This window comes from Thiemannella venezuelensis, assembly GCF_014203605.1.
GTDB lineage: Bacteria > Actinomycetota > Actinomycetes > Streptosporangiales > Streptosporangiaceae > Planomonospora_A > Planomonospora_A venezuelensis.
Window position 1 is genome coordinate 278,514 of sequence record NZ_JACHJJ010000002.1, and the last position, 22,830, is coordinate 301,343.

Genomic DNA, 22,830 nt, shown 5'->3' on the forward strand with positions numbered 1-22,830 from the left:
ATTTGCTCTCCTCATGATGGAAACCATCCCCGCCGAGTTCGACGTCCTGGACGACCGCTTCGCCACGGTGGGCGGTGACGAGCAGATCGAGAGGATCCACCGGGGCTGCCGCTGGGCGGAAGGACCCGTGTACGTGCCCGCGGGCCGCTACCTCCTGTGGAGCGACATCCCCAACGACCGCATGCTCCGCTGGGACGAGCAGACCGGCGCCGTCGGCCCGTTCCGCGCCCCGGCCGGCCACACCAACGGCCACACCCTCGACGCCCAGGGCCGCCTGGTCTCCTGCGAGCAGGGCAACCGCCGCGTGACCCGCACCGAGCACGACGGCTCGATCACCGTGATCGCCGACCGGTGGGAGGGCAGGCGCCTCAACAGCCCCAACGACGTGGTGGTGAAGTCCGACGGCTCCATCTGGTTCACCGACCCCTCCTACGGCATCACCAGCGACTACGAGGGGCATCGGGCGGACAGCGAGATCGGCGCGGACAACGTCTACCGCGCCGACCCGGTCACCGGCGAGGTCCGCCTGGTGGCGGGCGACTTCGTCCGCCCCAACGGCCTGGCCTTCTCCCTGGACGAGGAGCGGCTCTACGTCGTCGACACCAGGCGCAAGCACCTGCGGGCCTTCGACGTGCACGGCGACGGCACGCTCTCGGGCGGCAAGGTGCTCGCCGAGTGCACGGCGGGCTCCTTCGACGGGATCAGGCTCGACGACACCGGCCGCATCTGGGCCGCCACGCACGAGGGCGTGCACTGCCTGGCCCCCGACGGCACGCTGATCGGCAGACTCCGGCTCCCGGAGAAGACCTCCAACCTCGTCTTCGGCGGTCTGAAGCGCAACTGGCTGTTCGTCACCGCCTCGACCTCCGTCTACGCCCTCATGACCAACGTCCGCGGCGCCCGCCCCGCCTACGCGTGAGGGACCGCTCCCACCGTCCTGCGGTACGGAGGACGGGCCGGGCGCCCGCGGGAGCCCGGCGGCGTCGGTGGTGCCGCCGGGGGCATTGTCGGGGGAGCAGTGCAGGATCGGGGCATCGGTCTACGGCGAGAACAGGAGATCGCGATGTCGCCCACGAATCAGCAGGTGGTCAAGCATGCGTTCCTCAGAGGCATGTACGAGGACGGGTATTTCCCGGATCACGTCGTCGACAAGGGGAGAGCGGTCCTGCTGAGGCTGTGCGAGCGGATCGAGGCCGAGCGTCCGCCGGACCTGACGGCCCTGTACGCGCTCACGGAGGCCGCGACGGAGGAGTTCAACGCCCTGGAGGCGGAGTTCGAGGCGGCCGGCAGCGGGATCGAGACCGTCGCGCGAGAGGTGATCGCCGAGGACTTCCGGTTCGTGGCGTCGGCGTACGGGTTCGCGGATGCGGACGCGGAAGAACTGGTCGCCGCCCGGGACTGGTGACACGGCGATCCGCGCCGGAGCGGTGCCCGGTGCGGCCGGGCACCGGGTGCCGCGGCAGCGCCCGACGCCCATCCCGCCAGCGGGAACACCGCCTCCGGCGCCACCGCCACACGCTTCATCCCGGCAGGGGGAGCGCACGCGAAAGGCCGCCGAGCGTGTCCTGAGCGGACGGTCGCCCGACGGCCTCGCACATGATGCCTGAGTGCCCTGCACGTGCCCCGGAGGGTCACCTGCCAGAGTCTCCGCAGGTCACGGTGATCAGACGTCGTAGTAGAGCTCGAACTCGTGCGGGTGCGGGCGCAGGCGGATCGGGTCGACCTCGTTCTCGCGCTTGTAGGAGATCCAGGTCTCGATCAGGTCCGGCGTGAAGACGCCGCCCTCCAGCAGGTACTCGTGGTCGGCCTCCAGGGCGGCGAGCACCTCCGACAGGGAGCCGGGGACCTGCGGGATGTTGCGGGCCTCCTCCGGGGGGAGCTCGTAGAGGTCCTTGTCGACCGGCTCGACCGGCTCGATCTTGTTGCGGATGCCGTCGATGCCGGCCATGAGCTGGGCGGCGAAGGCGAAGTACGGGTTGCACGACGGGTCCGGCACGCGGAACTCGATGCGCTTGGCCTTCGGGTTGGAGCCGGTGATCGGGATGCGGATGCAGGCCGAGCGGTTGCGCTGGGAGTAGACCAGGTTGACCGGGGCCTCGTAGCCGGGGACCAGGCGGTGGTAGGAGTTGACCGTCGGGTTGGTGAAGGCCAGCAGCGACGGGGCGTGCTTGAGCAGGCCGCCGATGTAGTAGCGGGCGGTGTCGGACAGGCCGGCGTAGCCCACCTCGTCGTAGAAGAGCGGCTCGCCGTCCTTCCACAGCGACTGGTGGCAGTGCATGCCGGAGCCGTTGTCGCCGAAGATCGGCTTGGGCATGAAGGTGACCGTGTGGCCGTACTCCAGGGCCGTGCTCTTGACGATGTACTTGTACAGCATCAGGGTGTCGGCGGCCTTGAGCAGCGTGTTGAACCGGAAGTCGATCTCGGCCTGGCCTGCGGTGCCCACCTCGTGGTGCTGCATCTCCACCTCGATGCCCGCGTCGATGAGGCGGCGGACCATCTCCGAGCGCAGGTCGGTGAAGTGGTCCATCGGCGGCACCGGGAAGTAGCCGCCCTTGTAGCGCGGCTTGTAGCCGAGGTTGCCGCCCTCCTGGGCCTTGCCGGTGTTCCAGGCGCCCTCGATGGAGTCGATGTGGTAGTAGCTCGTGTGCGCGCTGGTCTCGAACCGCACGTCGTCGAAGATGTAGAACTCGGCCTCGGGGCCGAAGTAGACGGTGTCGGCGATTCCGGTGCCGCGGAGGTACTCCTCGGCCTTGCGGGCGACGTTGCGCGGGTCGCGGCTGTAGGCCTCGCCGGTCAGCGGGTCGTGCACGAAGAAGTTGAGGTTGAGCGTCTTGTGGTCGCGGAAGGGGTCCAGCACCGCCGTGGAGGGGTCGGGCAGCAGGAGCATGTCCGACTCGTGGATGGCCTGGAAACCGCGGATCGAGGAGCCGTCGAACATCAGTCCGTCGGTGAAGACGCTCGCGCCGAAGTTCTCCGTGGGGAAGGTGAAGTGGTGCGTCGTCCCGGGCAGGTCGGTGAACCTGACATCGACGAACTGCACCCCTTCGTCCTTGATGAACTTCAGGACGTCGTCGGCTGAGTTGAACACGCGAACCTCCCAAGGGGCACGGGCTACCGGACCGAACGTAGGCCTGCGCCGTTACCGCCCCGTGTCTCGATTGTTTCACCCGTGTTAAGGGACGCCGCCCCCACGCTAACCCGGGAACGGGGGAGGCCCCAGGGGGAAACCCGTGTTTTGCGTTGCTTTCACGTTCCGGTCGTCAGGCGGCAGCCCTCCTGCTCGCTCTCCTCCAGGTCGTAGGGGTCGATCGGGGCGCCGGTCGCCTTGGCCACCTCCCTGTCCTCGGGCGAGTCCTCGTAGGAGGGGTGAACGAAGCCGTCGTCGACGTCGCACCGGGCGCCCGCCGTACCGTCGCCGTTCCAGTTGCGGACCCAGATCACCAGCCTGCCGTTCTCGCGGTAGGCGGCCATCTCGCCGGCGTTGTGCGCGACCACGCGCATGGCGGTGTACGGCCGGCCGGGCCGCTGGACGGCGTAGACGAACAGGTAGTTCACCTTGATCCGGACCCCGGTGCGCCGGCCGTCCTTCAGCGGGGAGAGCTTCGTCCTCCCGTTGACCTTGATCACATCGGTGACGGGCTCGGCGGTCCCGGGGGCGAAGGAGGTCAGCCAGTACCGGGTGTTGAAGTCGCCTTTCCGCGGCTTCCTGCGGTCGAGGTTCTTGAGGAACCACTCGCGTTCCTCGGGGTCGAGAAGCCTGCTGAAGGGTTTGTGCCCGGCCTTGAACAGGACGCGGCGGTCGAGGTTGGACGCCTTGAGGAGGTCCTTGGCGCGCTTCAGAGCGGCGGCGACGTCCTCTTCGCTCAGCCCGCCCATCGCCTTGGCCGGAGGCATCACCAGGCCGTCGGCCCCGTCCGGGTAGTCCATCGCCGGGGAGCCCTCGAACGGCGACACCTTGACCGGGTCCACGCTCACCGGCGTCGTCTCCTCGGGAACCGGCCCCGCCGTCTCCCCGGGGAGCGGTCCCGCGGACGGATCGTCGCGGTCGGCCGTCCCGGCGAGCCGCTCGGAGAAGGCGGTGACCGCCCCCTCCAGCAGCTCGGGCCGGTAGGTGACGAGGCCTCCGGTCGCGGCGACCGCGACCACCGCCACCAGCGCGGTGATCCGCCACCTCCGGCGGCGCCTGTTCCGGGGGAGCGCCGCCCACTCCGCGTGGGCCGCCCTGGACGCCCTCCTCCGCTCCTCCACGCTGATCTGGGCGGCGAGCTCGTTGAAACGCCGGTCGAGGTCGTCGTCTGGCACGCGGATGCTCCGGATGAAGGGGGATGATGTGACAGTTGATGCTCATAATGGTGGGTTTCCGCCTCATTTCGGTAACCGGTTCGACTGGATTCGGGGGCGGCACCCCGGGCGGCTACCGTTGGGGGCATGAGCAGCAGGCAGCAGCCCCGTTGGACCCAGACCTGGCTCGGCGGCGTCAGGTCGGCCGGAGTCGACCTGGGATACCCGGGGGAGCGGCTCGGCCTGCCCGAGGAGGGCAGCGGCGCGGTGGCCGGGTTCGGCCGCAGGATCGGCGCCCTGGCGATCGACTGGATCATCTGCACCTGGGCCATCGCCCAGGGCATCCTGCGCGTCAGCCCCGCCGAGCAGCCGTGGGCCCCCCTGGTGGTCTTCGGTGTGGTGAACCTTCTGCTGGTGGGCACCATGGGGATGACCTTCGGCATGCGCCTGCTCGGCATCCGCGTCGCCGCCCTCGACGGCGGCAACCCCCGGTTCCTGCCCGTCCTGGTGCGCAGCCTGCTGCTGTGCCTGGCCGTGCCGGCGCTCATCTGGGACCGCGACCGGCGCGGCCTGCACGACCGCGCCGCCAACACCGTGGTCGTGCGCCTCTGACCCCTCCCCCTCGGCCGGAGGGGGACTCCCGGCTCGCGCCGCCCGCCCGTCCGGTGGACGGGCGGGCCTCACGCGGTCAGCGGCGGCCGGGGCGGAACCCGCCCGTCGGGCTCAGGCGGGCCTGACGCAGGTGAAGATCGCGGTGCCGGGCAGGTGGCGGCCGCGCAGCGGGCTCCACCCGCCCCACACCCGCTCGTGGCCCTCGGGCCACTCCGGCTCGGTCAGCGCCGCCAGGACCAGTCCCGAGGCCGTGATGTGCCCGACCCAGTCGGCCATCGTGCGGTGGTGCTCGACGTAGCTCGGCCGCCCGTCGGGGCCGGTCTCCACGTACGGCGTGCGGTCGAAGTAGGACCGGTCGGAGGTCAGCCCGCGGGTGCCGGGGTCGTCGGGGAAGGCCCAGCGGACCGGGTGGCTGACGGAGAAGACGAAGCGCCCGCCGGGCCGCAGCACCCGGCGGGTCTCGGTGAACACGGCCGCCGGGTCGGCGACGAACGGCAGCGCGCCGTACGCCGAGCAGGCCAGGTCGAAGGAGCCGTCGGCGAAGGGCAGGGCCTCGGCGTCGGCCTGGACCACCGGGAGCCCGCCACCGGAGCCGTCACCGGAGTCGTCGTCGAGGTCGATCCGGCGGGAGTGCTGGAGCTGGCGGAAGGACAGGTCGAAGGCGGCGACCCGGGCACCCCGCCCGGCCAGCCAGCGCCCGCACTGGCCCGCCCCGCAGCCGATCTCCAGGACGTCCCTGCCCGCGACCTCGCCCAGCAGCCCGGCGTCGGCCTCGTCGAGGCCCTCGGGGCACCAGACGAAGCCGGAGTCACGCAGGAACGCGCCGTGCTCCGCCTGGTACTCGTCGGCGGCACCGTCCCACCAGCCGCGGTTGGCCCGCGAGGTGGCGAGGGCGTCCACCCGGTGGCGGCCGACCCCTTCCGGGGACATCAGCGCAGCTTCGGGCGGGGCATCTTCGCGCCGCGGGGCAGCGGCCCCTTGGGCATCGGCAGCGTCTGGGGGAGGGCCTTCAGCCGGTTGTTGATCTCGTAGACCGCGGGCTTCTTCAGGTTGCGGGGCAGCTTCATCAGATGCCGCTGGAGCTTGCCGATCGGGATCTGGCCCTCGCCGTCACCGGACTGGATGTCGTAGACCGGAACGTCGAGCGCGACCCGCTGGACGCGCTTCTTCTCCGCGACGAGCATCTTCTGCACCCGGCTGCCCGGCCCTTCGGAGACGAGGATGATGCCCGGGTAGCCGACCACGCGGTGGACGATGTCCTGGTCGCGGTTGACCGCGACGGCCGGGGTGACCTCCCAGTTGCCGCGCATGCCCTGCAGGATCGCGGCGGCGGCGCCGGGCTGGCCCTGCAGCATGGAGTACTGCGCCTTCTGGGCGAGCTGGCCGAAGACCACCAGACCGGCGGTGAGGGCCATCATGACGCCGATGACGTACAGCGGCCACCAGCCTGTGACCAGGCCGAGCACGACGAACAGCACGAGCGTGCCGAGCGCCGACGCGTAGACGATCGGCATCCCCTTGGGGTTGGCCTTCTTGATGATCTGCGCGATCATGCGGAGCTGCTTCACGCGCCCCATGCGCTCCGGGTCCTCCGGCTTCTTCGCCATATGGACAAGGATACAAATCCGATGCTCAAGAAATGAAAACGTGACCTCCGCGCCGCGTGCCGGACCGGCTCGCGGCGCGGAGGCGCGGCCTCACGCCGGGGCGGGCGGGACCCGCCCCGGCGGCGTCAGGCCCGGCGCCGTCAGGCCCGGACGGAGACGACCGCGGCGAGCCGCCGGTCGGCGACGCTGCGGCCGGCCTCGACGGTGTGGTCGCCGGGGACGGTCGCCCAGCCGGCGTCCGTCCAGACCTGGAAGGCGCGTTCGGGCACGGTGATCGTCGTGATCACGGTCTGGCCGGGTCCGGCGTCGACGACGTCGAACCCGGCGAGCGCGCGGGCGGGCCGCCCGCCGTCCTGCCCCGCGGAAGAGCCGGTGGAAGAGCCGGTGGGAGACTCCGGGGGAGAGAGGTAGAACTGCACGATCTCGCGGCCCGGCCGCGTCCCGGTGTTGGTCACCGCCACCGTCACCGTGCGCTCGGTCACCGCGATCGTGTCGTAGGACCAGGTCGTGTAGCCCAGGCCGTGGCCGAACCAGAAGGCCGGGGTGCGCCCCGCACGCTCCCAGGCGCGGTAGCCGATGAAGACGCCCTCGTCGTAGGCGACCTCGCCGTCCACCGGCGTCACGTCCAGGACGGGCGCGTCGGCCTCGCGGACCGGCCAGGTGGTGGGCAGCCGCCCGCCCGGCTCGGCGTCGCCGAACAGCACGTCGGCCAGCGCGTCGCCGGCCTCCTGGCCGGGGAACCAGGTCAGCAGGACCGCGGAGACCTCCTCCAGCCACGGCATCTCCACCGGTGAGCCGGCGTTGACGACCACGACCGTGCGCGGGTTGGCCTCGGCGACCTTCGCGATCAGCTCGTCCTGCCGGCCGGGCAGGGCCAGGCTCGTCCGGTCGAAGCCCTCGCTCTCCACCTCCAGCGTGGTGGAGGCGACCACGACGGCCACGTCGGCGTCCGCGGCGGCCCGTACGGCCTCGGCGATGAGCGCGTCGTCACCGGGGGAGGGGTCGGCGTGGCCCAGGGTGAACGCCACGAAGGCCATGCCGCCGAACGCCCCGGCCGGGTGGCGCACGCTCAGCTCGACCGGCACGCCCTCGGTGAGGTGGGCCGTGATCCGGTGCTCGGGCGGGGACAGGAACGCGGCGGCGGGGTCGCCGCCCTCGAGGGCGATCTCGGCGTCGAAGACCGTCTCGCCGCCGACCGTCACGGCGAACGCGCCGACGCCCGCGACGGAGAACTCGTGCGGGCCGGTCACGCCGGGGGTGTAGCCGGTGCGGAGCTCCACCGCGGCCAGCCTCCCGCCGTCCACGTCCGGCGGGAGGCTGCCGACCCAGCGGGCCTCGGTGGTGGCCAGCGGGTGCTCGGCCAGGACCTCGCCGTCGGCGTCCAGGAACAGGGCCCGGGTCGGGCAGGTCAGCGGCGCGAGCCGCAGGCGGGGGTCCGTGCCGAGCGCGTGGCGGACCTCCACGCCTGGCCGGGCGCGCAGGCCGTCCAGCGGCGAGACGATCCGGTCGGGGAAGACCTGGGCGCTGCCGCCGCCCATGATCCTCGCCTCCGCCGCCGCGGACCCGATCAGGGCCACGCTCCGCACGCCGGCCAGCGGGAGCAGGCCGTCCTCGTTGCGCAGGAGGGTGAACGAGCGGGCGGCCACCTCCCGGGCCAGGGCCGTCCCGTCGATCACGGTACGGCCGGCGCCGGAGGCGTCCACCGTGCCGTCCGCCGTGCCGCCCGCCGTACCGGCGCCGGGGGAGAGGGCGGCGGGGGAGGCGGTACCGGACGCGGTGGAGGAGCCGGTGGACGCGGGCTTCAGGGCGCCGACGCGATGGGCGAGCCGCAGGACGCGGCGGACCTGCTCGTCGACGACCTCCTCGGAGACGCGGCCCTCGCGGACGGCGGCCTCCAGCTTCTCGCCCCAGGGGCCGAACGGCCCGGGCATGGCCACGTCGAGGCCGCCCTCGGCGGTCGCCTCGGTGGACCGGGCCGCGGTCCAGTCGGAGACGACGAAGCCGTCGAAGCCCCACTCGTCCTTCAGCACGTCCCGCTGCAGGGCCCGGTGCTCGGTCATCGTGGTCCCGTTGACCGCGTTGTAGGCCGCCATCATGCCCCACGCACCGGCCCGGACCACCCGCTCGAACGGCGCCAGGTACGCCTCGCGGAGCGCCTTCTCGCTCACCTTCACGTTCACCGTGAACCGGTCGGTCTCGAAGTCGTTGGCCACGAAGTGCTTGGGCGTGGTGCCCACCCCGCCCTCCTGCACTCCCTCCACGTAGGCGGCGCCGATCTCCCCGGTCAGGTACGGGTCCTCGGAGAAGCACTCGAAGTGGCGGCCGCCGAGCGGGCTGCGGTGCAGGTTGACGGTGGGGGCCAGGAGCACGTGCACGCCCTTGCGCCGGGCCTCCTGGGCCAGCAGCCGCCCGGTCCTGCGGACCAGCTCCACGTCCCAGGTGGCGGCGAGCGCCGTGGGGCTGGGCAGGGCGATCGACGGGTCGGCGGAGGTCCACTGCTCGCCCCGGACGCCGATCGGGCCGTCGCTCATCACCAGCCGCTCCAGCCCGATCTCGGGCAGCGCGGGCAGGGACCACATGTCCGCGCCGGTCAGCAGGCGCACCTTGGTGCTCAGGTCGAGCTTCCTGATCAGTTCTTCGATGTCCACGCCGACAGTCTCACTCAGAAAACCGAGTGCTCGGTAGGTATCATGTCCATACTGTTATAAATGGATCCGGGGTGTGCAGAAGGGGCCCGGGGCAACGAAAAAAGGCCCCGCGCGAACGCGGGGCCTCGACGGCGGGAAGTCCGGGGACGGGCCCGGAGGGCGGGGGTCAGGCGCGCTGGCGGGCCTCCATGGCCTGCTTGTAGAGGCGCCCGGCCCGGTAGGAGGAGCGGACCAGCGGGCCGGACAGCACCCCGGCGAAGCCGATGGCCTCGGCGTCCTTCTGGAACTGCACGAACTCCTCGGGCTTGACCCAGCGCTCCACCGGGTGGTGGCGGGGGGTGGGCCGCAGGTACTGCGTGACGGTGAGCAGGTCGCACCCGGCCCCGTGCAGGTCGCGCATGGCCTCCAGGACCTCCTCGGGCTCCTCTCCCATGCCCAGGATCAGGTTGGACTTGGTCACCAGCCCGGCCTCGCGGGCCTTGGAGATCACTTCCAGGGAGCGCTCGTAGCGGAAGCCCGGGCGGATGCGCTTGAAGATCCGCGGCACGGTCTCGATGTTGTGCGCGAACACCTCGGGCCGGGCGGAGAAGACCTCCTCCAGCTGGTCCCGGTCGCCGTTGAAGTCGGGGACCAGCAGCTCGACGCCGCAGCCGGGGAGCAGCGCGTGGATCTGCCGGGCGGTCTCGGCGTACAGCCAGGCGCCGCCGTCGGGCAGGTCGTCACGGGCGACACCCGTCACGGTCGCGTAGTTGAGGCCCATCTGGCGGACCGACTCGGCCACGCGGCGCGGCTCGTCGGTGTCGTACTCCTTGGGCTTGCCGGTGTCGATCTGGCAGAAGTCGCAGCGCCGGGTGCACTGGTCGCCGCCGATGAGGAAGGTCGCCTCACGGTCCTCCCAGCACTCCGAGATGTTGGGACACCCGGCCTCCTGGCAGACGGTGTGCAGACCCTCCCGCTTGACCAGCGCCCGCAGCTCGGTGTGGTTGGGGCCGGTCCGGAACCGGGTCTTGATCCACTCGGGCTTCTTCTCGATGGGGGTCTCGGCGTTGCGAACCTCCAGGCGGAGGAGCTTTCGGCCTTCTGGAGCTACCGTCACGGTTACACCTTACGTCCACCGGGAAAAGTGCGTGGACCCGGGGCGCGCGGCCCCGCCGGGGCACGCCGCTCCCGGGGCTCAGCGCCGGAAGAGATCCTCCTCCGGCAGGTCGAAGGCCTGCGCGCCGAGCGCCTCGGCCAGGCGCTTCTCGGCGTACGGCACGACGTCGTCGACCACGATCCGGCGGCCGGTCTCCGCCGACAGCGAGGAGACCCCCGCACCGGCGATCCCGCAGGGGGAGATCCGGTTGTACCAGCTCGGATCGTTGGCGCAGTTGAGCGCGTAGCCGTGCATGGTGACGCCCTGGGTGACCCGGACGCCGATCGCGCCCACCTGCCGGTCCGGCAGGCCGTGGGAGGGGTCGCCGGCCGCCCAGACGCCGCCGCGCCCCGGGATCCGGCCCACCGCCACCCCGAAGTCGGCGCAGACCTGGGTGAGGACCTCCTCCAGAAGCGCGACGTAGCCGGCCACGTTCAGCCGGCCGCCCAGCCGGATGATCGGATAGCCGACGAGCTGCCCGGGACCGTGCCAGGTGATCCGGCCGCCCCGGTCGACGTCGATGACCGGGGTGCCGTCACCCGGCCGCTCGTTCGGGGCCGTACGCCTGCCCGCGGTGTAGACCGGCGCGTGCTCGAGGATCAGGCAGGCGTCGGGCATCCGGTCGGCGACCCGCCGGGCGTGGATCCGCCGCTGGAGGTCCCAGGCCTGCTCGTAGGGGACATCGACACCGAGACGGACGATCGCCAGCTCACTCACGGATAAAGGGTAGTTGACCGGGCCGAGGCGACGAGAGGCGGAGACGGGCGGAGCCGTCCACGGCCTGGCCGGGATCACAACGTGAGAAGCCGCGGCTCGATGCGGAACTCCTTGACCCCGTCCGCCCCGTCGTGCTCGACCTTGTAGGCGTAGCCGCCCGGGTTCACGGTGACCGCCTGGATGAACTCGGTGCCCACGTAGTGCAGGGCGACGCCCTCGTCGGCGGCGTAGCCGCCGGGCAGCTCTCCGGAGGCCACCGAGGCGTGCAGGAGCTCGCGGCGCTGCGGGTCGGAGTCGTAGTGCACGCCGCAGGAGTAGGGCAGCAGGGCCAGGCCCTCCGACCACGGCTGCAGCCGGGGGCCGAAGGAGTCGGTGTTGCCGCCCACGTGCCAGCAGAGCGCGCCCGCGCTCTGCCCGGCCAGCACCACTCCCGCCCGCCAGGCCTCCTCGAAGACCTCGTCCAGGCCGTGCAGGCGCCACAGCGCCGCGAGGTTGGCCACGCTGCCGCCGCTGACGTAGATCATGTCCTGGCTCAGCACCCACTCGCGCGGGTCGTCGACGTTGGGCATCGGGAACACGGTCAGGTGGCTGACCTCGACGTCCCAGTCGCGGAACGCCCCGTACATCTTCAGCAGCCACTCGGAGTCGTCGCCCGTCGCGGTGGCGAGCAGCCCGAGCCGGGGCCGGTCCTGGCCGGTCAGGTCGAGGGCGTAGCGCAGCAGCGCGCTCGCCTCGATGAACCCGTAACGCTCGGACGGGCGGAACGAGCCCCCGCCGATGGCGAGGATGTGGGACTGGCCGGACCTGCTCATGATGATCTCCCCGGTGGCTCCAGTGGGAACAGGGACCCTAGAGTACGGCGGGCAGTGCCTCGTTGAGGTGGATATGCCGGAACGTGTACCCCGTATCGAGCAGGCGCCGGGGGACCACCCGCTGCCCGGTCAGCACCCCCTCCTGCGCGAATCCGCCGATCGCGGCGCGCAGCACCGGCCCGGGGACGGCCAGCGGCATCGTGGGCCGGCGGAGCGCCCGGCCGAGGGCCGCGGTGAAGGCGGCGTTGGTGACGGGCTCCGGCGAGGTGAGGTTCACCGGGCCCTCGATCCCCCGGTCGCCGAGGATGTGCCGTACGGCGTGCACCCAGTCGTCGATGGTGATCCACGACCAGTACTGCCGCCCCGAGCCCAGCGGCGCCCCCAGTCCGAGCTTGAAGATCGGCAGGATCCGGGGGAGCATGCCGCCCCGGCGGCTCAGCACCAGCCCGGTGCGCAGCCGCACGGTCCGGACGCCCGCCGCCGCGGCGGGCTCCGCCTCGGCCTCCCAGGCGCGCACCACCTCGGGCAGGAAGCCCTCTCCCGGCGGGTCCGACTCGTCCACCGCGCGGTCGCCGGTGTCCCCGTAGTAGCCGATCGCGGACCCCGACAGCAGGACCGCGGGCCTGGCCGACAGGCCCGCCAGCGCGTTCGCGAGGGTCCGGGTGCCCTCCACCCGGCTGCGCAGGACCTCGCGCTTGTGCTGCTCGGTCCACCGGCGGTCGCCGATGCCCGCCCCGGCGAGGTGGACCACGGCCTCGGCGCCCTCCAGCGCGGCCGGGTCGACGAGGCCCTTCGCCGGGTTCCAGAACGACTCGTCACCGCCCTGCGGCGCCCGCCGTACCAGCCGGACCACCCGGACACCGTCGGCACGCAGGGCCGTGACCAGGGCCGACCCCAGCAGGCCCGAGGAGCCGGTCACGATGATCGTCATTCGTCCAATGTAACCGACCCCGCGCTGCGCCTCCGGGAGGCGGGCTCCTGCGGCCCCCGCGGCTCCGCTGCGGCCCCCGCGGCTCCGCTGCGGCCCGCTGCGGCCCGCTGCGGTGCCGCTGTGGTTCCACTGCGCGGGCCCGGCGGGGAAGCACGTGGGAAGGGAACGGGCCGGTCCGCGTGACGCGGACCGGCCCGGTGCCTCCGGGCGGAGGCGGTGCCTTCGAGGCCTTCGAGGCCTTCGAGGCCTTCGAGCGGAGACTAGGCGTTGAGGCCCAGCTGGTTCTCGAAGCGGCCCTCCTCCAGGCGGCGCTTGACCGTCGTCAGGAAGCGGGCGGCGTCGGCGCCGTCGACCAGGCGGTGGTCGTAGCTGAGCGCGAGGTACACCATCGAGCGGACGGCGATGACCTCGCCCTCGGGGGTGTCCACGACGACCGGGCGCTTGACGACCGCGCCGGTGCCCAGCATGCCGACCTGCGGCTGGTTGAGGATCGGCGTGTCGAACAGGGCGCCGCGGCTGCCGGTGTTGGTCAGCGTGAAGGTGCCGCCGGTGATCTCGTCGGGGCTCACCTTGTTGGCCCGGGTGCGCTCGGCCAGGTCGGCGATCTTGCGGGCGAGACCGGCGATGTTGAGGTCGCCCGCGTCCTTGATCACCGGGACGAGCAGGCCGCGCTCGGTGTCCGTCGCGAAGCCGAGGTGCTCGGCGTCGAAGTAGGTGACCTCGTTGGTCTCGTTGTTGATCGTGGCGTTCAGCTTCGGGTGCTGCTTGAGCGCCTCGACGGTGGCCAGGGCGAAGAACGGCATGAACGAGAGCTTGACGCCCTCACGCCGCTGGAACTCGGCCTTGGCCCGGTCGCGCAGACGCGCGATCTTCGTGACGTCGACCTCGACCACCGTGGTGAGCTGCGCCGAGACCTGGAGCGACTCGACCATGCGCTTGGCGATGGTCTGGCGCAGGCGGGACATCTTCTCGGTACGGCCGCGCAGGGTGGTGTCCACCGCGACCGGCTCGGGGGCCGGAGCGGGGGCCTGGGCCTGCGCCGGAGCGGCGGCCTGCGGGGCGGGAGCCGCGGCCGGAGCCGGGGCGGCGGCCCGCTCGCGCTGGGCGCGCGCGGCCTCCAGCACGTCCTGCTTGCGGATGCGGCCGCCGACGCCGGTGCCGTTCAGGCTGTCCAGGTCCACGTTGTGCTCGCCGGCGAGCTTGCGGACCAGCGGCGTGACGTACGGGCTCTCGGAGGCCGGAGCGGAGGCCGGAGCGGCCTGCTGCGGAGCAGGGGCGGGGGCGGGAGCCGGGGCGGGCGGAGGCGTCTGGAAGGCCGGCGCCGGGGCCGGGGCCGGGGCCTGCGGCGCGGGCGCCTGCGGGGCCGGGGCGGGGGCCGGCTGCGGGATCGAGGAGATCGGGGCGGGGGCGGGCTCGGGAGCCGGGGCCGGGGCCGGGGCCGGGGCGGCGGGGGCCGGGGCCTCCTGGGCCGGGGCCGCGGCGCCCTCGGTGGCGTTCTCGTCGATGAGGGCGAGCTCGGTGCCGACCTCGACGGTCTCGTCCTCGGCAACGATGATCTTCGTGAGGATGCCCGCCGCCGGCGACGGGATCTCGGTGTCGACCTTGTCGGTGGAGACCTCGAGGAGCGGCTCGTCGGCCTCGACGCGCTCGCCCTCCTTCTTCAGCCAGCGGGTGACGGTGCCCTCGGTGACGCTCTCGCCGAGCTGGGGCATCTGTACGGACTTCGGCATGGTGTCTTCTCTCGCGCTTTCGAGTGAGGGCTACGGCTAGTTGTGGACGTGCAGCGGCTTGCCGGCCAGGGCGAGCATCGCCTCGCCGACGGCCTCGGACTGGGTCGGGTGGGCGTGGATGAGCTGGGCGACCTCGGAGGGCAGCGCCTCCCAGTTGTAGATCAGCTGGCCCTCGGTGACGAGCTCGCCGATGCGGCGGCCCACCATGTGCACGCCGAGCACCGGCCCGTCCTTCTGGGCGATGACCTTGACCGCGCCCTGCGTCCCCAGGATCTGGCTCTTGGGGTTGCCCGCGAGGTCGTAGGTCATCTCGACGATCTCGTAGCCCTTCTCGCGCGCCTGGGCGGAGGTGATGCCGACCGAGGCGACCTCGGGGTCGGAGTAGGTGATCCGCGGCACGCCGTCGTAGTCGATCGCGGGCGGGTTGAGGCCGGCGATGTGCTCGGCCACCATGATGCCCTCGGCGAAGCCCGCGTGGGCCAGCTGCAGGGTCGGGATCAGGTCGCCGACCGCGTAGACGCCCGGCACGCTGGTCTGGCAGTGCTCGTCGACCACGACGGTGCCGCGCTCGATCGCGATGCCCGCCTCCTCGAAGCCCATGCCGGACGAGACCGCGCCGCGGCCGACGGCGACGAGCAACAGCTCGGCGTCGATGGTCTTGCCGTTGGCGAGGCTGACGACCACGCCGGTGTCGGTGCTCTTGACGCCCTCGAAGAAGACGCCGAGCTCCTGCTTGATGCCGCGGCGGCGGAAGGCCCGCTCCAGCAGCTTGGAGCTGGACTCCTCCTCCAGCGGGAGCAGGTGCGGCAGGGCCTCGACGATCGTCACCTCGGCGCCGAAGGACCGCCAGACGCTGGCGAACTCCACACCGATGACGCCGCCGCCGAGGACGACCACCGAGGAGGGCACGCGGTCCAGCTTGAGCGCGTGCTCGCTGGTGATGATCCGCTCGCCGTCGATCTCCAGGCCGGGCAGCGACCTGGGCGCGGAGCCCGTGGCCAGCACGATGGTGCGGCCCTCGTAGACGTCGTCGCCCACGGCGATCCGGGTCGGGCCCACCAGGCGGCCCTCGCCCTCGACGATCGTGATGCCCTTGCTCTTGAGCAGGCCCTGCACGCCCTTCCAGGCGCGGGTGACGATCTTGTCCTTGAACGCGTGCACGGCGGGGACGTCGATGCCCTCGAACCGGGCCTTGACGCCGTAGGTCGCGCTCTCCCGCGTCTCGTCGGCCACCTCGGCCGAGTGCAGGAGGGCCTTGGTGGGGATGCATCCCCGGTGCAGGCACGTGCCGCCGATCTTGTCCCGCTCGATCAGCGCGACGGACTTGCCCAGCTCGGCCGCCCGCAGGGCGCAGGCGTAGCCACCGCTACCTCCGCCCAGGACGACGATGTCGTAGGGGCCACTGCCATCAGCCACAGGAATGCTCCTTGTCGGATCGGTATGCCGCCGGGGACCCGCCGTCGGCCCGGCCCCGGCAACCGCATCTTTTCACTTGTCGTTGTCGTTGGTGCCCCGCTCGCGCGGGGCGGAACGCCCTGTCCCGCACGGTGTGCGGGACAGGGCGGGACCGGTTATCCCGAGTAGCGCTCGGCGATGCCGACGAGGGTCCGGGTGATCGCGCCGGTCCCGCCCTTGGGCGTGTAGCCGTGCGCCTCGCCCTTGTTGAAGGCGGGGCCGGCCATGTCGATGTGCGCCCACTTGACGCCGTCCGGCACGAACTCGCGCAGGAAGACGCCCGCGCTGAGCATGCCGCCGAAGCGGTCGGGGTTCAGGTTGGCGATGTCGGCCACGGAGGAGTCCAGGCCCTTGCGGAGCTCCTCGGGCAGGGGCATGCCCCAGGCGTTCTCGCCCTGCTCTCCGGCGACCGCGACGACCTCCTCGCGGAGCGCGTCGTCGTTGGCCATGACGCCCGCCGTGCGCCAGCCGAGCGCGACGATCTGCGCGCCGGTGAGCGTGGCGATGTCCACGATCAGGTCCGGATCGTCCTGGCCGGCGCGGGCGATGCCGTCGATCAGGACCAGGCGGCCCTCGGCGTCGGTGTCGAGCACCTCGACGGTCTTGCCCGCGAGGCTGGTGAACACGTCGGAGGGGCGCTGCGCGGTGCCGCTCGGCATGTTCTCCGCCAGGCAGAGGTAGCCGACCGCGTTGACCTTCAGGCCCAGCCGGGCGATGGCGACGAGCGCGCCGAAGACCGCGCCCGCGCCGCCCATGTCGGACTTCATCCAGTCCATCGAGGAGGTCGGCTTGAGGGACAGGCCGCCCGAGTCGAAGGTGATGCCCTTGCCGACGAACGCGACGGTCTTGGCCGCCTCCGGGTGGCTGTAGGCCAGGCGGACCAGGCGCGGCGGGTTGACCGAGCCCTGGCCGACGGCGACGATGCCGCCGTAGCCGCCCTCCTTGAGGGCCTTCTCGTCGAGGACCTCGACCGAGAGGCCGGCCTCGGCGCCGGTCTGCTCGGCGATCTCGGCGAAGCGGGCCGGCCACAGGTCCGACGGCGGGGTGTTGACCAGGTCGCGGACGAGGTGGACCGAGGCGGCGACGGTGGCGGCGCGCTCGACGGCGGCGTCGGCGCCCGCGGCGCCGCTCAGCACGGTGATCTCGCCCGCCGGGGCGGTCTGCTGCCCGCCGGTCCGGTAGGCGGTGAAGGAGTAGGCGCCGAGCAGGCCGCCCAGGGCCAGGGCGCCGGCCTGCTCCGCGGAGGCGGCGGGCAGGGCGAGCGCGACGCGGGCGGTCCCGGCCAGGGCGCGGGCGGCGACGCCCGCGGCGCGGCGGAGGGTCTCCGGGTCGTATTCGCCCTCGGGCGCGTCGCCGAGGCCGACGACGACGAGGAGCGGGGCGGTCAGCGCGCCGAAGGTCGGCACCTTGGCGATCTCGCCGGGCTTGCCCTTGACGCCCACGGCGTCGAGGGTCGCGGCCAGCCTGCCGCCGAGCGCCTCGTCGAGCCCCTCGGCACCGGGAGCGGCCCGCAGGCCGTCCGGGCCGGTGTGGACTCCGACGACCAGCGCATCGGTGTCGAAAGAGACGACGTTGTCACTTGGGTTCAGCCGCACAGTGGTCACATCCGCAGATGCTAGTCCTGCTTCGGGCCTTCGCGTAAACGGGGGTTCATCCTACCTATCGGTAATCAAGAAAATGGTGCCAATTCAGTTAGCTTCATTCTCCGTATAGTGCTACTGTCGATATCACCATGTTGCTCACTCTCGATCTGAACGATCCCCGCCCGCTGCACGAACAGGTCGCCGGGGCGATCCGCCGCGCCATCGCCGACGGCTCCTACACGCCCGGGGACCGCCTCCCGCCCGCCAGGGACCTGGCGGACGCGCTCGGCATCAACGCCAACACGGTGCTGCGCGCGCTGCGCGAGCTGCGGGACGAGGGACTGCTGGAGTTCCGCCGCGGCCGGGGCGTCAGCGTGCTCAGCCGCCCCGACGCCCGCGCGGTGCTGGTGGAGGCGGCGCGCGAACTGCTCGCCGAGGCCGACCGGTACGGCTACGGCCCGGAAGAAGTGATCCACATCATCAGGGAGCTCTCATGACCTCGTCCCTCCCCTCGAAGTCCCTCCCCTCGAAGAGCCGCGCGATCACCGTCGCGGGACTCTGGGGCGCGCTCGTCACCGCGGTCCTGGCCGTCGTGCCGCTCGCGCTCCGCGACCGCCTCCCCGACCCGCTGGCCACCCACTGGAGCGGCGGATCCCTCCCCGACGGGAACGCCTCCTTCGCCGGAAGCCTCGCCTTCGTCCTGATCTTCTGGGGTGCCACCTGGGCCGCTCTGCTCGGTGCCGCTCTGCACGGCGCGATCCTGCGCGGGCGGCTGTCCCGCGTGCACTGGTGGGGCCTCCTCTTCGGCGGGGCCGTGTTCACGCTGGGCATGCACGGCGTGACGCTCGCGGCCAACCTCGACGCCGCCACCTGGCGTGAGGCGCTCCTGCCCGGCTGGCAGATCGTCGCCGTGCTCGCCGCGAGCGCCGGGGCGGGCGTGCTCGCGGGCTACCTCGGCCGGGGCGGGCCCGACGTCGCCCCGGCCCGTTCCCGCGAGACGCCGGTCATGCGGCTGCGGCCCGGGCAGCGGGCGGTCTGGGTGAGCCGCGTCTCCAACCCGTGGCTGGCCGGGCTGACCACGGTGTCCCTGCTGTCGGCGGCGGTCGTCTGCGGGTTCGCCGCCATGGGCATGGTAGGGGCCTCCGCCGCGTGGATGAGCCTCGCCGTCGCCGTCCCCCTGACACTGCTCGGGCTGGCCACGGCCACGGTCCAGGTCAGGACCGACGCGGAGGGACTGCGCGTCGGGTTCGGCCCGTGGGGCCGGCCCGCCCGCCGTACCCCCATCGGCGCGATCGAGTCGGCCTGGGCGGAGAGGCTCACCCCGGCCGAGGTCGGCGGGTGGGGCGTGCGCGGCATCCCCGGCACAGGCCGGACGACGCTCATGCTGCGCGGCGGCGACCACCTGGTCGTCCGCCGCACCGGGGGAGGGGAGTTCGCCGTCTCCGCCGACGACGCCGAGCGCGGCGCGGCCCTGCTGAACGCCTACATCGCCGAGACCACCGGCTCGTGACCCGCCGCCACGAGCCCTGCCTCCCGGCCGACCCGCACTCCGCCGCCGGGCCCCCGTCCCGCCGTCCTCCGGCCCCTCGCCGGCTCCCGATCCCGGCACCCACCCCCTGTTCTCCGGCCCCCGCCCCGCCCCGGGCGGGCCCGGTGCGCCCCCGACCCGCGAAAGGCGGCACTGTGCCACGACGTTCCACGGATCTCTGGTTGTTCCTGCTCGTCGCGTACGGCCTGTCCTGGTTGTTCGCGCTCCCCTTCTGGCTGGGGAGCGTCTCCCTCGGTTCCCCGCCCGCCGCCGCGATCAGCGTGGCGATGATGTCCACCCCGGCGCTCGGCGTACTGGCCGTACGGCTGCACGCCGGGCGGCACGGAGCCCCCGGCACCGCCTGGCGCGAGTGGGCCGGGCGGACCGGACTGGGACTGGGCGGGAACCGGCGCCGCACCCTGGCCCTCTCCGCACTCGCCTGGCTGGGCACCCCGCTGCTGACCGCCGCGGCGATCGCGCTCAGCGCCGCCCTCGGCCTGCTCGCCCTGGACCTCGACGGGCTCAGCCTGTACCGCCGGACCCTGGAGCAGTCCGCACCGGGGCAGGGGCTCCCGGCCGACCCCGCGACCCTGGTCGCAGCACAGGCCGCCGCGGCGATGACGGTCGCACCGCTGGTCAACTCGGTGGCGGCGTTCGGCGAGGAGTGGGGCTGGCGGGGCTGGCTGCTGCCGCGCCTGATGCCGCTGGGCACCGCGCGGGCGCTGCTGCTGTCCGGCGTGATCTGGGGGGCCTGGCACGCCCCGCTCACCCTGCTCGGCTACAACTACCCCGACCTGGGAGCCTGGGCCGCGCCCATGTTCGTCATCTTCTGCGTGGCCTACGGGGCCCTGCTCGGCTGGCTCCGGCTGCGCACGGACAGCGTCTGGCCCGCGGTCGTCGGCCACGGCGCGCTGAACGCCTCGGCCGGTCTCGTCCTGCTCGTGGGCGACGCCGCGGCCCCGCCGGACCTCGCGGTCGCCGGGATCACCGGCCTGACCGGCTCGGCGCTGCTCGCGGCGCTCTCCGCCGCGCTGCTCGCCCGATGGCCGGTACGGCGGCCCGCCCCGGTCTCCGTCTGAGCGCGCCCCGCCCGGCCAGACCGCCGGGTCTCCACGGACGCCCTCGGGACGCGGCGGGACCCCGCAGGAGCCCGGCCCGAGGCCCCGTCACCGTCAGGACAGGATCGCGCACGTCACCAGGGCCGCGGTCGCGGCGGTCTCGACGAGCGCGCCGAGCACGTCCCCGGTGATCCCGCCCAGCCGCCGCACCGCCCTGCGCCGCAGCGCCCACGCGGCCGCCAGGCCCACCGCCACCGCCGGCAGGACCGCCGCCACCGCCGGCAGGACCGTCACCACCGCGGGGAGGGCGAGGAGCGGTGCCCCGGACAGGCGGAGAGTGCCTTCGGCGAAGGAGACCTCCAGCGCGCCCGCGTATTCCGGGCTCATCCCCACCCCCTTGAGAGGGGCGTAGGAGCCGTCGTAGACGATGCCGTCCGCTGGGGAGTAGTCCGCGTAGCGGCGGTCGAGGCCGCCGCCGGAAGCGGAGAGCAGGCCGAGGGCGCCGAGGCAGAACACGAACGTCACGGCGGCCACGCCCGCGAAGGAGAGCGCGGTGGAAGCCAGGGCGGGTCCGCGCCGTACCGTCCCGGCGACCATGGCGCCCAGCCCGCCGGGCCGGGCGGCGGGCACGCGCTCGCGGCAGGCCCAGGTGAGCGCCAGCCGCCCCGCGACGCAGGCCGTCACCAGCGCGGGCGGCCCGATTCCCGCCGCCGCGGCCTCCGCCAGCGCCGCCACCTGGACCAGCAGCGTGAGGACCAGCGTCACGACGCCGAAGGGGCCGATGTCGGAGCGCTTCATGACGTCCAGCGCCCGGTCGGCGGGCCTGCCGCTGCCCAGCCCGTCGGCCAGGTCGGCCAGCCCGTCCAGGTGCAGCGCCCGGGTGAGCAGCGCCAGCAGGCCCACGGCCAGCGCCGAGGCGAGCAGCGGGGAGACCCCGAGCCGGAGCGCGGCCGCGAGCACGGCCGCCGCGACCCCGCCGAGCAGCGCCCCCACCAGCGGGGCGAGCGCCATCGCCCGGCCGCCCGCCCGGCGGTCGACCGTGCCCGGCCGTACCGGGAAGACGGTCAGCGTGCCCACCGCCAGCCGGAACCCGTCGGCGAGCGTGGACGGGCGGCCGGGGGCGCCGGGCCGCCGCGAAGGCGCGGGCGGGTCCTCCGGGACGCCCGGCCCCTCCGGGCCGTCCGGGTCCTGCGGTCGCCGCGGGCCGTCCGGGTCGTCCGGCGGGCTCTGCGGGGGCGGTGTCTCGGGCACAAGCGGTGATCGTAGTGCGGAGCCGTCCGGCCGGGTGAACGCCTCCGCCGGCGGCGGCCCGGGGCCGGTGACGACCGGCGCGGGCCCGCCCGGTCAGACCGGCAGGGGCAGCAGGCGGCCGGCGACGACGAGGGCGACGTCCTCGGACTCGGCGGCCAGGCGCTGGTTCAGCCGGCCCAGGGCGTCGCGGAAGGCCCGGCCGCTGGAGGTGGCGGGGACCACCCCCAGGCCGACCTCGTCGGAGACGGCCACCACCCGCGCGCGCGACCCCCGCCACGCGGCCACCAGCTCGTCGCACCGGGCCTCGACCCGCTCGCGGGCCGCCGCGCCGCCCTCCCAGGCGCCGCACTCGTCGAACACGGCGGTGATCCAGGTGCCGAGCCCGTCGATCAGCAGGGGCGCCCGCGCGCTCCCCAGCAGCCCGGCCAGGTCCGTGGTCTCGGCCGTCTCCCAGTGCGCGGGGCGGCGCTCCCGGTGGCCGCGGACCCGCGCGAGCCACTCCGGGTCGTCGCCGCCGGACGGGCCGGTCGCCACGTAGACGACCTCGGGCTCGGCCAGCAGCCGCAGCTCGGCCTCGGCCGACTTGCCCGACCGCGACCCGCCCAGCAGGAGCGTCCTGCGCGGCGGCGCGGGCCGGGCGGGCGCGGGCCGGCCGGTGTCGAGCACCGTCCCGTCGGGTACGGCCAGCGCCCCCCACAGCGCCAGCCGCCGCTCCAGTTCCGCCTCGCTCGGCACCCGGTGGTCGATCCCCACCGCCACGACGCGGGTCCGCTCCCCGGCCAGCCCCTCGCGGCGCAGCTCGCCCAGGCGCTCGGGCCGGTCCAGCACGTCCATCAGGACCACGTCGAAGACCCCGCCGCCGCCGGGGAGGAGGCCGGGGACCACGTGGAGCAGGCGGCTCCCGTCGGCGGCGGTGACGGCAGAACCGCCCGGCGGGAGCATCCGGCCGTCGACGGCGATCCTGGCGGGACGGCGGTGGCCGGCGGGCAGGCGGGCGCAGGAGGCGCAGCCGCACCCCGGGACGGGCCAGCCGTACGGCCCGGCGGTGCCTTCGAACAGGACTTTCACCCTGAAAGGGTCGCACGGTCCGGGGCCTGCGTGATCAGGAGGCGAAACGCGGGCAGCATGATCCGGCGGGACCCGTCCGGGGCCCGCGGAGATAGTAAGGTTCGCTGAGCCGTCGAGGGCGGTGGCGGGAACCCGCGAGAAGGGGCGTGTGGCATGACGTGGCGCTGGCGTTACGAGAACGCGGACGGTGGCGAGGTCACCGGAGGAGTCCTGCAGGGCGACACGTTCTCGAACCAGGCCGACGCGGAGTCCTGGCTGGGTGAGAACTGGCGCGAGCTGCTGGAGTCCGGAGTCGAGAGGGTCACCCTCCTGGAGGACGACCGGCCCGAGTACGAGGGGATGTCCCTGCGTCCCGAATGACCCCTTCCGGGCCTCCCGGACGGGAGGGTCCGGGTCCCTCCGCGGAGAGGGACC

Annotated in this window: 21 protein-coding genes; 7 read left to right on the forward strand and 14 right to left on the reverse strand. The window is 73.4% G+C overall.

The window, feature by feature from the left end:
- The first annotated feature begins 13 nt into the window (after nt 1-13).
- Complete coding sequence (locus FHS22_RS04815; protein WP_184938784.1) at nt 14-919, forward strand: SMP-30/gluconolactonase/LRE family protein; 906 nt, start codon at nt 14-16, stop codon at nt 917-919.
- A gap of 144 nt (nt 920-1,063) precedes the next feature.
- Nucleotides 1,064-1,405: a DUF5713 family protein gene (locus FHS22_RS04820; RefSeq protein ID WP_184938786.1), complete on the forward strand. Its 342-nt coding sequence runs from the start codon at nt 1,064-1,066 to the stop codon at nt 1,403-1,405.
- 258 nt (nt 1,406-1,663) lie between these two features.
- Here the strand turns inward: FHS22_RS04820 and glnA are convergent, their stop codons facing one another.
- Together glnA and FHS22_RS04830 are read right to left on the reverse strand one after the other, a co-directional pair.
- Entirely contained in the window at nt 1,664-3,088 is a 1,425-nt protein-coding gene (glnA, locus tag FHS22_RS04825; protein WP_184938788.1) for a type I glutamate--ammonia ligase, read from the reverse strand.
- Between the two features lie 158 nt (nt 3,089-3,246).
- Entirely contained in the window at nt 3,247-4,302 is a 1,056-nt protein-coding gene (locus FHS22_RS04830; RefSeq protein WP_184938790.1) for a hypothetical protein, read from the reverse strand.
- A gap of 126 nt (nt 4,303-4,428) precedes the next feature.
- On the opposite strand from FHS22_RS04830, the gene FHS22_RS04835 reads away from it, so the two are divergent.
- Nucleotides 4,429-4,893 carry an RDD family protein gene (locus FHS22_RS04835; RefSeq protein ID WP_184938791.1) on the forward strand — a complete coding sequence of 155 codons (465 nt, stop codon included), beginning with the start codon at nt 4,429-4,431 and terminating at the stop codon, nt 4,891-4,893.
- A 111-nt stretch (nt 4,894-5,004) separates the two neighbouring features.
- Here FHS22_RS04835 and FHS22_RS04840 read toward each other — a convergent pair whose 3' ends face one another.
- The 10 genes from FHS22_RS04840 to FHS22_RS04885 form a co-directional block, all read right to left on the reverse strand.
- Nucleotides 5,005-5,823: a class I SAM-dependent methyltransferase gene (locus tag FHS22_RS04840; RefSeq protein WP_184938793.1), complete on the reverse strand. Its 819-nt coding sequence runs from the start codon at nt 5,821-5,823 to the stop codon at nt 5,005-5,007.
- Nucleotides 5,823-6,500, reverse strand: a complete 678-nt coding sequence (locus tag FHS22_RS04845) for a DUF4191 domain-containing protein (protein WP_184938795.1) — start codon at nt 6,498-6,500, stop codon at nt 5,823-5,825. Before FHS22_RS04845 ends, FHS22_RS04840 begins: the two co-directional genes overlap by 1 nt.
- 140 nt (nt 6,501-6,640) lie before the next feature.
- Nucleotides 6,641-9,148: a beta-glucosidase family protein gene (locus FHS22_RS04850; protein ID WP_184938797.1), complete on the reverse strand. Its 2,508-nt coding sequence runs from the start codon at nt 9,146-9,148 to the stop codon at nt 6,641-6,643.
- A gap of 166 nt (nt 9,149-9,314) precedes the next feature.
- Nucleotides 9,315-10,244 carry a lipoyl synthase gene (lipA, locus tag FHS22_RS04855; protein WP_184938800.1) on the reverse strand — a complete coding sequence of 310 codons (930 nt, stop codon included), beginning with the start codon at nt 10,242-10,244 and terminating at the stop codon, nt 9,315-9,317.
- A gap of 78 nt (nt 10,245-10,322) precedes the next feature.
- Nucleotides 10,323-11,000, reverse strand: a complete 678-nt coding sequence (lipB, locus tag FHS22_RS04860; protein ID WP_184938802.1) for a lipoyl(octanoyl) transferase LipB — start codon at nt 10,998-11,000, stop codon at nt 10,323-10,325.
- A 74-nt stretch (nt 11,001-11,074) separates the two neighbouring features.
- Entirely contained in the window at nt 11,075-11,812 is a 738-nt protein-coding gene (locus tag FHS22_RS04865) for a Type 1 glutamine amidotransferase-like domain-containing protein (RefSeq protein ID WP_184938804.1), read from the reverse strand.
- A 37-nt stretch (nt 11,813-11,849) separates the two neighbouring features.
- Nucleotides 11,850-12,743 (reverse strand): TIGR01777 family oxidoreductase, encoded by an 894-nt coding sequence (locus FHS22_RS04870; RefSeq protein WP_184938806.1) that lies wholly within the window; start codon nt 12,741-12,743, stop codon nt 11,850-11,852.
- 260 nt (nt 12,744-13,003) lie between these two features.
- Complete coding sequence (sucB, locus tag FHS22_RS04875) at nt 13,004-14,473, reverse strand: 2-oxoglutarate dehydrogenase, E2 component, dihydrolipoamide succinyltransferase (RefSeq protein ID WP_184938807.1); 1,470 nt, start codon at nt 14,471-14,473, stop codon at nt 13,004-13,006.
- Nucleotides 14,474-14,509: 36 nt separating this feature from the next.
- Nucleotides 14,510-15,889, reverse strand: coding sequence for a dihydrolipoyl dehydrogenase (gene lpdA / locus FHS22_RS04880; protein ID WP_184938809.1), 1,380 nt, complete (start codon nt 15,887-15,889; stop codon nt 14,510-14,512).
- 155 nt (nt 15,890-16,044) lie between these two features.
- On the reverse strand, nt 16,045-17,532 hold the full coding sequence (locus tag FHS22_RS04885; RefSeq protein WP_184938811.1) for a leucyl aminopeptidase: 1,488 nt from the start codon (nt 17,530-17,532) through the stop codon (nt 16,045-16,047).
- Between the two features lie 128 nt (nt 17,533-17,660).
- Here FHS22_RS04885 and FHS22_RS04890 point away from each other — a divergent pair, with 128 nt between their 5' ends.
- From FHS22_RS04890 to FHS22_RS04900, 3 genes are all read left to right on the forward strand, one after another.
- Nucleotides 17,661-18,008, forward strand: coding sequence for a GntR family transcriptional regulator (locus tag FHS22_RS04890; RefSeq protein ID WP_184938813.1), 348 nt, complete (start codon nt 17,661-17,663; stop codon nt 18,006-18,008).
- Complete coding sequence (locus tag FHS22_RS04895; RefSeq protein WP_184938814.1) at nt 18,005-19,021, forward strand: DUF1648 domain-containing protein; 1,017 nt, start codon at nt 18,005-18,007, stop codon at nt 19,019-19,021. Before FHS22_RS04890 ends, FHS22_RS04895 begins: the two co-directional genes overlap by 4 nt.
- A 173-nt stretch (nt 19,022-19,194) precedes the next feature.
- Nucleotides 19,195-20,118, forward strand: a complete 924-nt coding sequence (locus tag FHS22_RS04900) for a CPBP family glutamic-type intramembrane protease (protein ID WP_184938815.1) — start codon at nt 19,195-19,197, stop codon at nt 20,116-20,118.
- Nucleotides 20,119-20,211: 93 nt separating this feature from the next.
- Here the strand turns inward: FHS22_RS04900 and FHS22_RS39550 are convergent, their stop codons facing one another.
- Nucleotides 20,212-21,348, reverse strand: a complete 1,137-nt coding sequence (locus tag FHS22_RS39550; protein ID WP_377295557.1) for an adenosylcobinamide-GDP ribazoletransferase — start codon at nt 21,346-21,348, stop codon at nt 20,212-20,214.
- A 93-nt stretch (nt 21,349-21,441) separates the two neighbouring features.
- Nucleotides 21,442-22,416, reverse strand: coding sequence for a bifunctional adenosylcobinamide kinase/adenosylcobinamide-phosphate guanylyltransferase (locus FHS22_RS04910; protein WP_184938816.1), 975 nt, complete (start codon nt 22,414-22,416; stop codon nt 21,442-21,444).
- Nucleotides 22,417-22,569: 153 nt separating this feature from the next.
- Between FHS22_RS04910 and FHS22_RS04915 the strand changes: the two genes are divergently transcribed.
- A complete protein-coding gene (locus FHS22_RS04915; protein WP_184938817.1) occupies nt 22,570-22,776 on the forward strand; it encodes a hypothetical protein in 207 nt (68 codons plus the stop codon).
- Nucleotides 22,777-22,830: the final 54 nt, after the last annotated feature.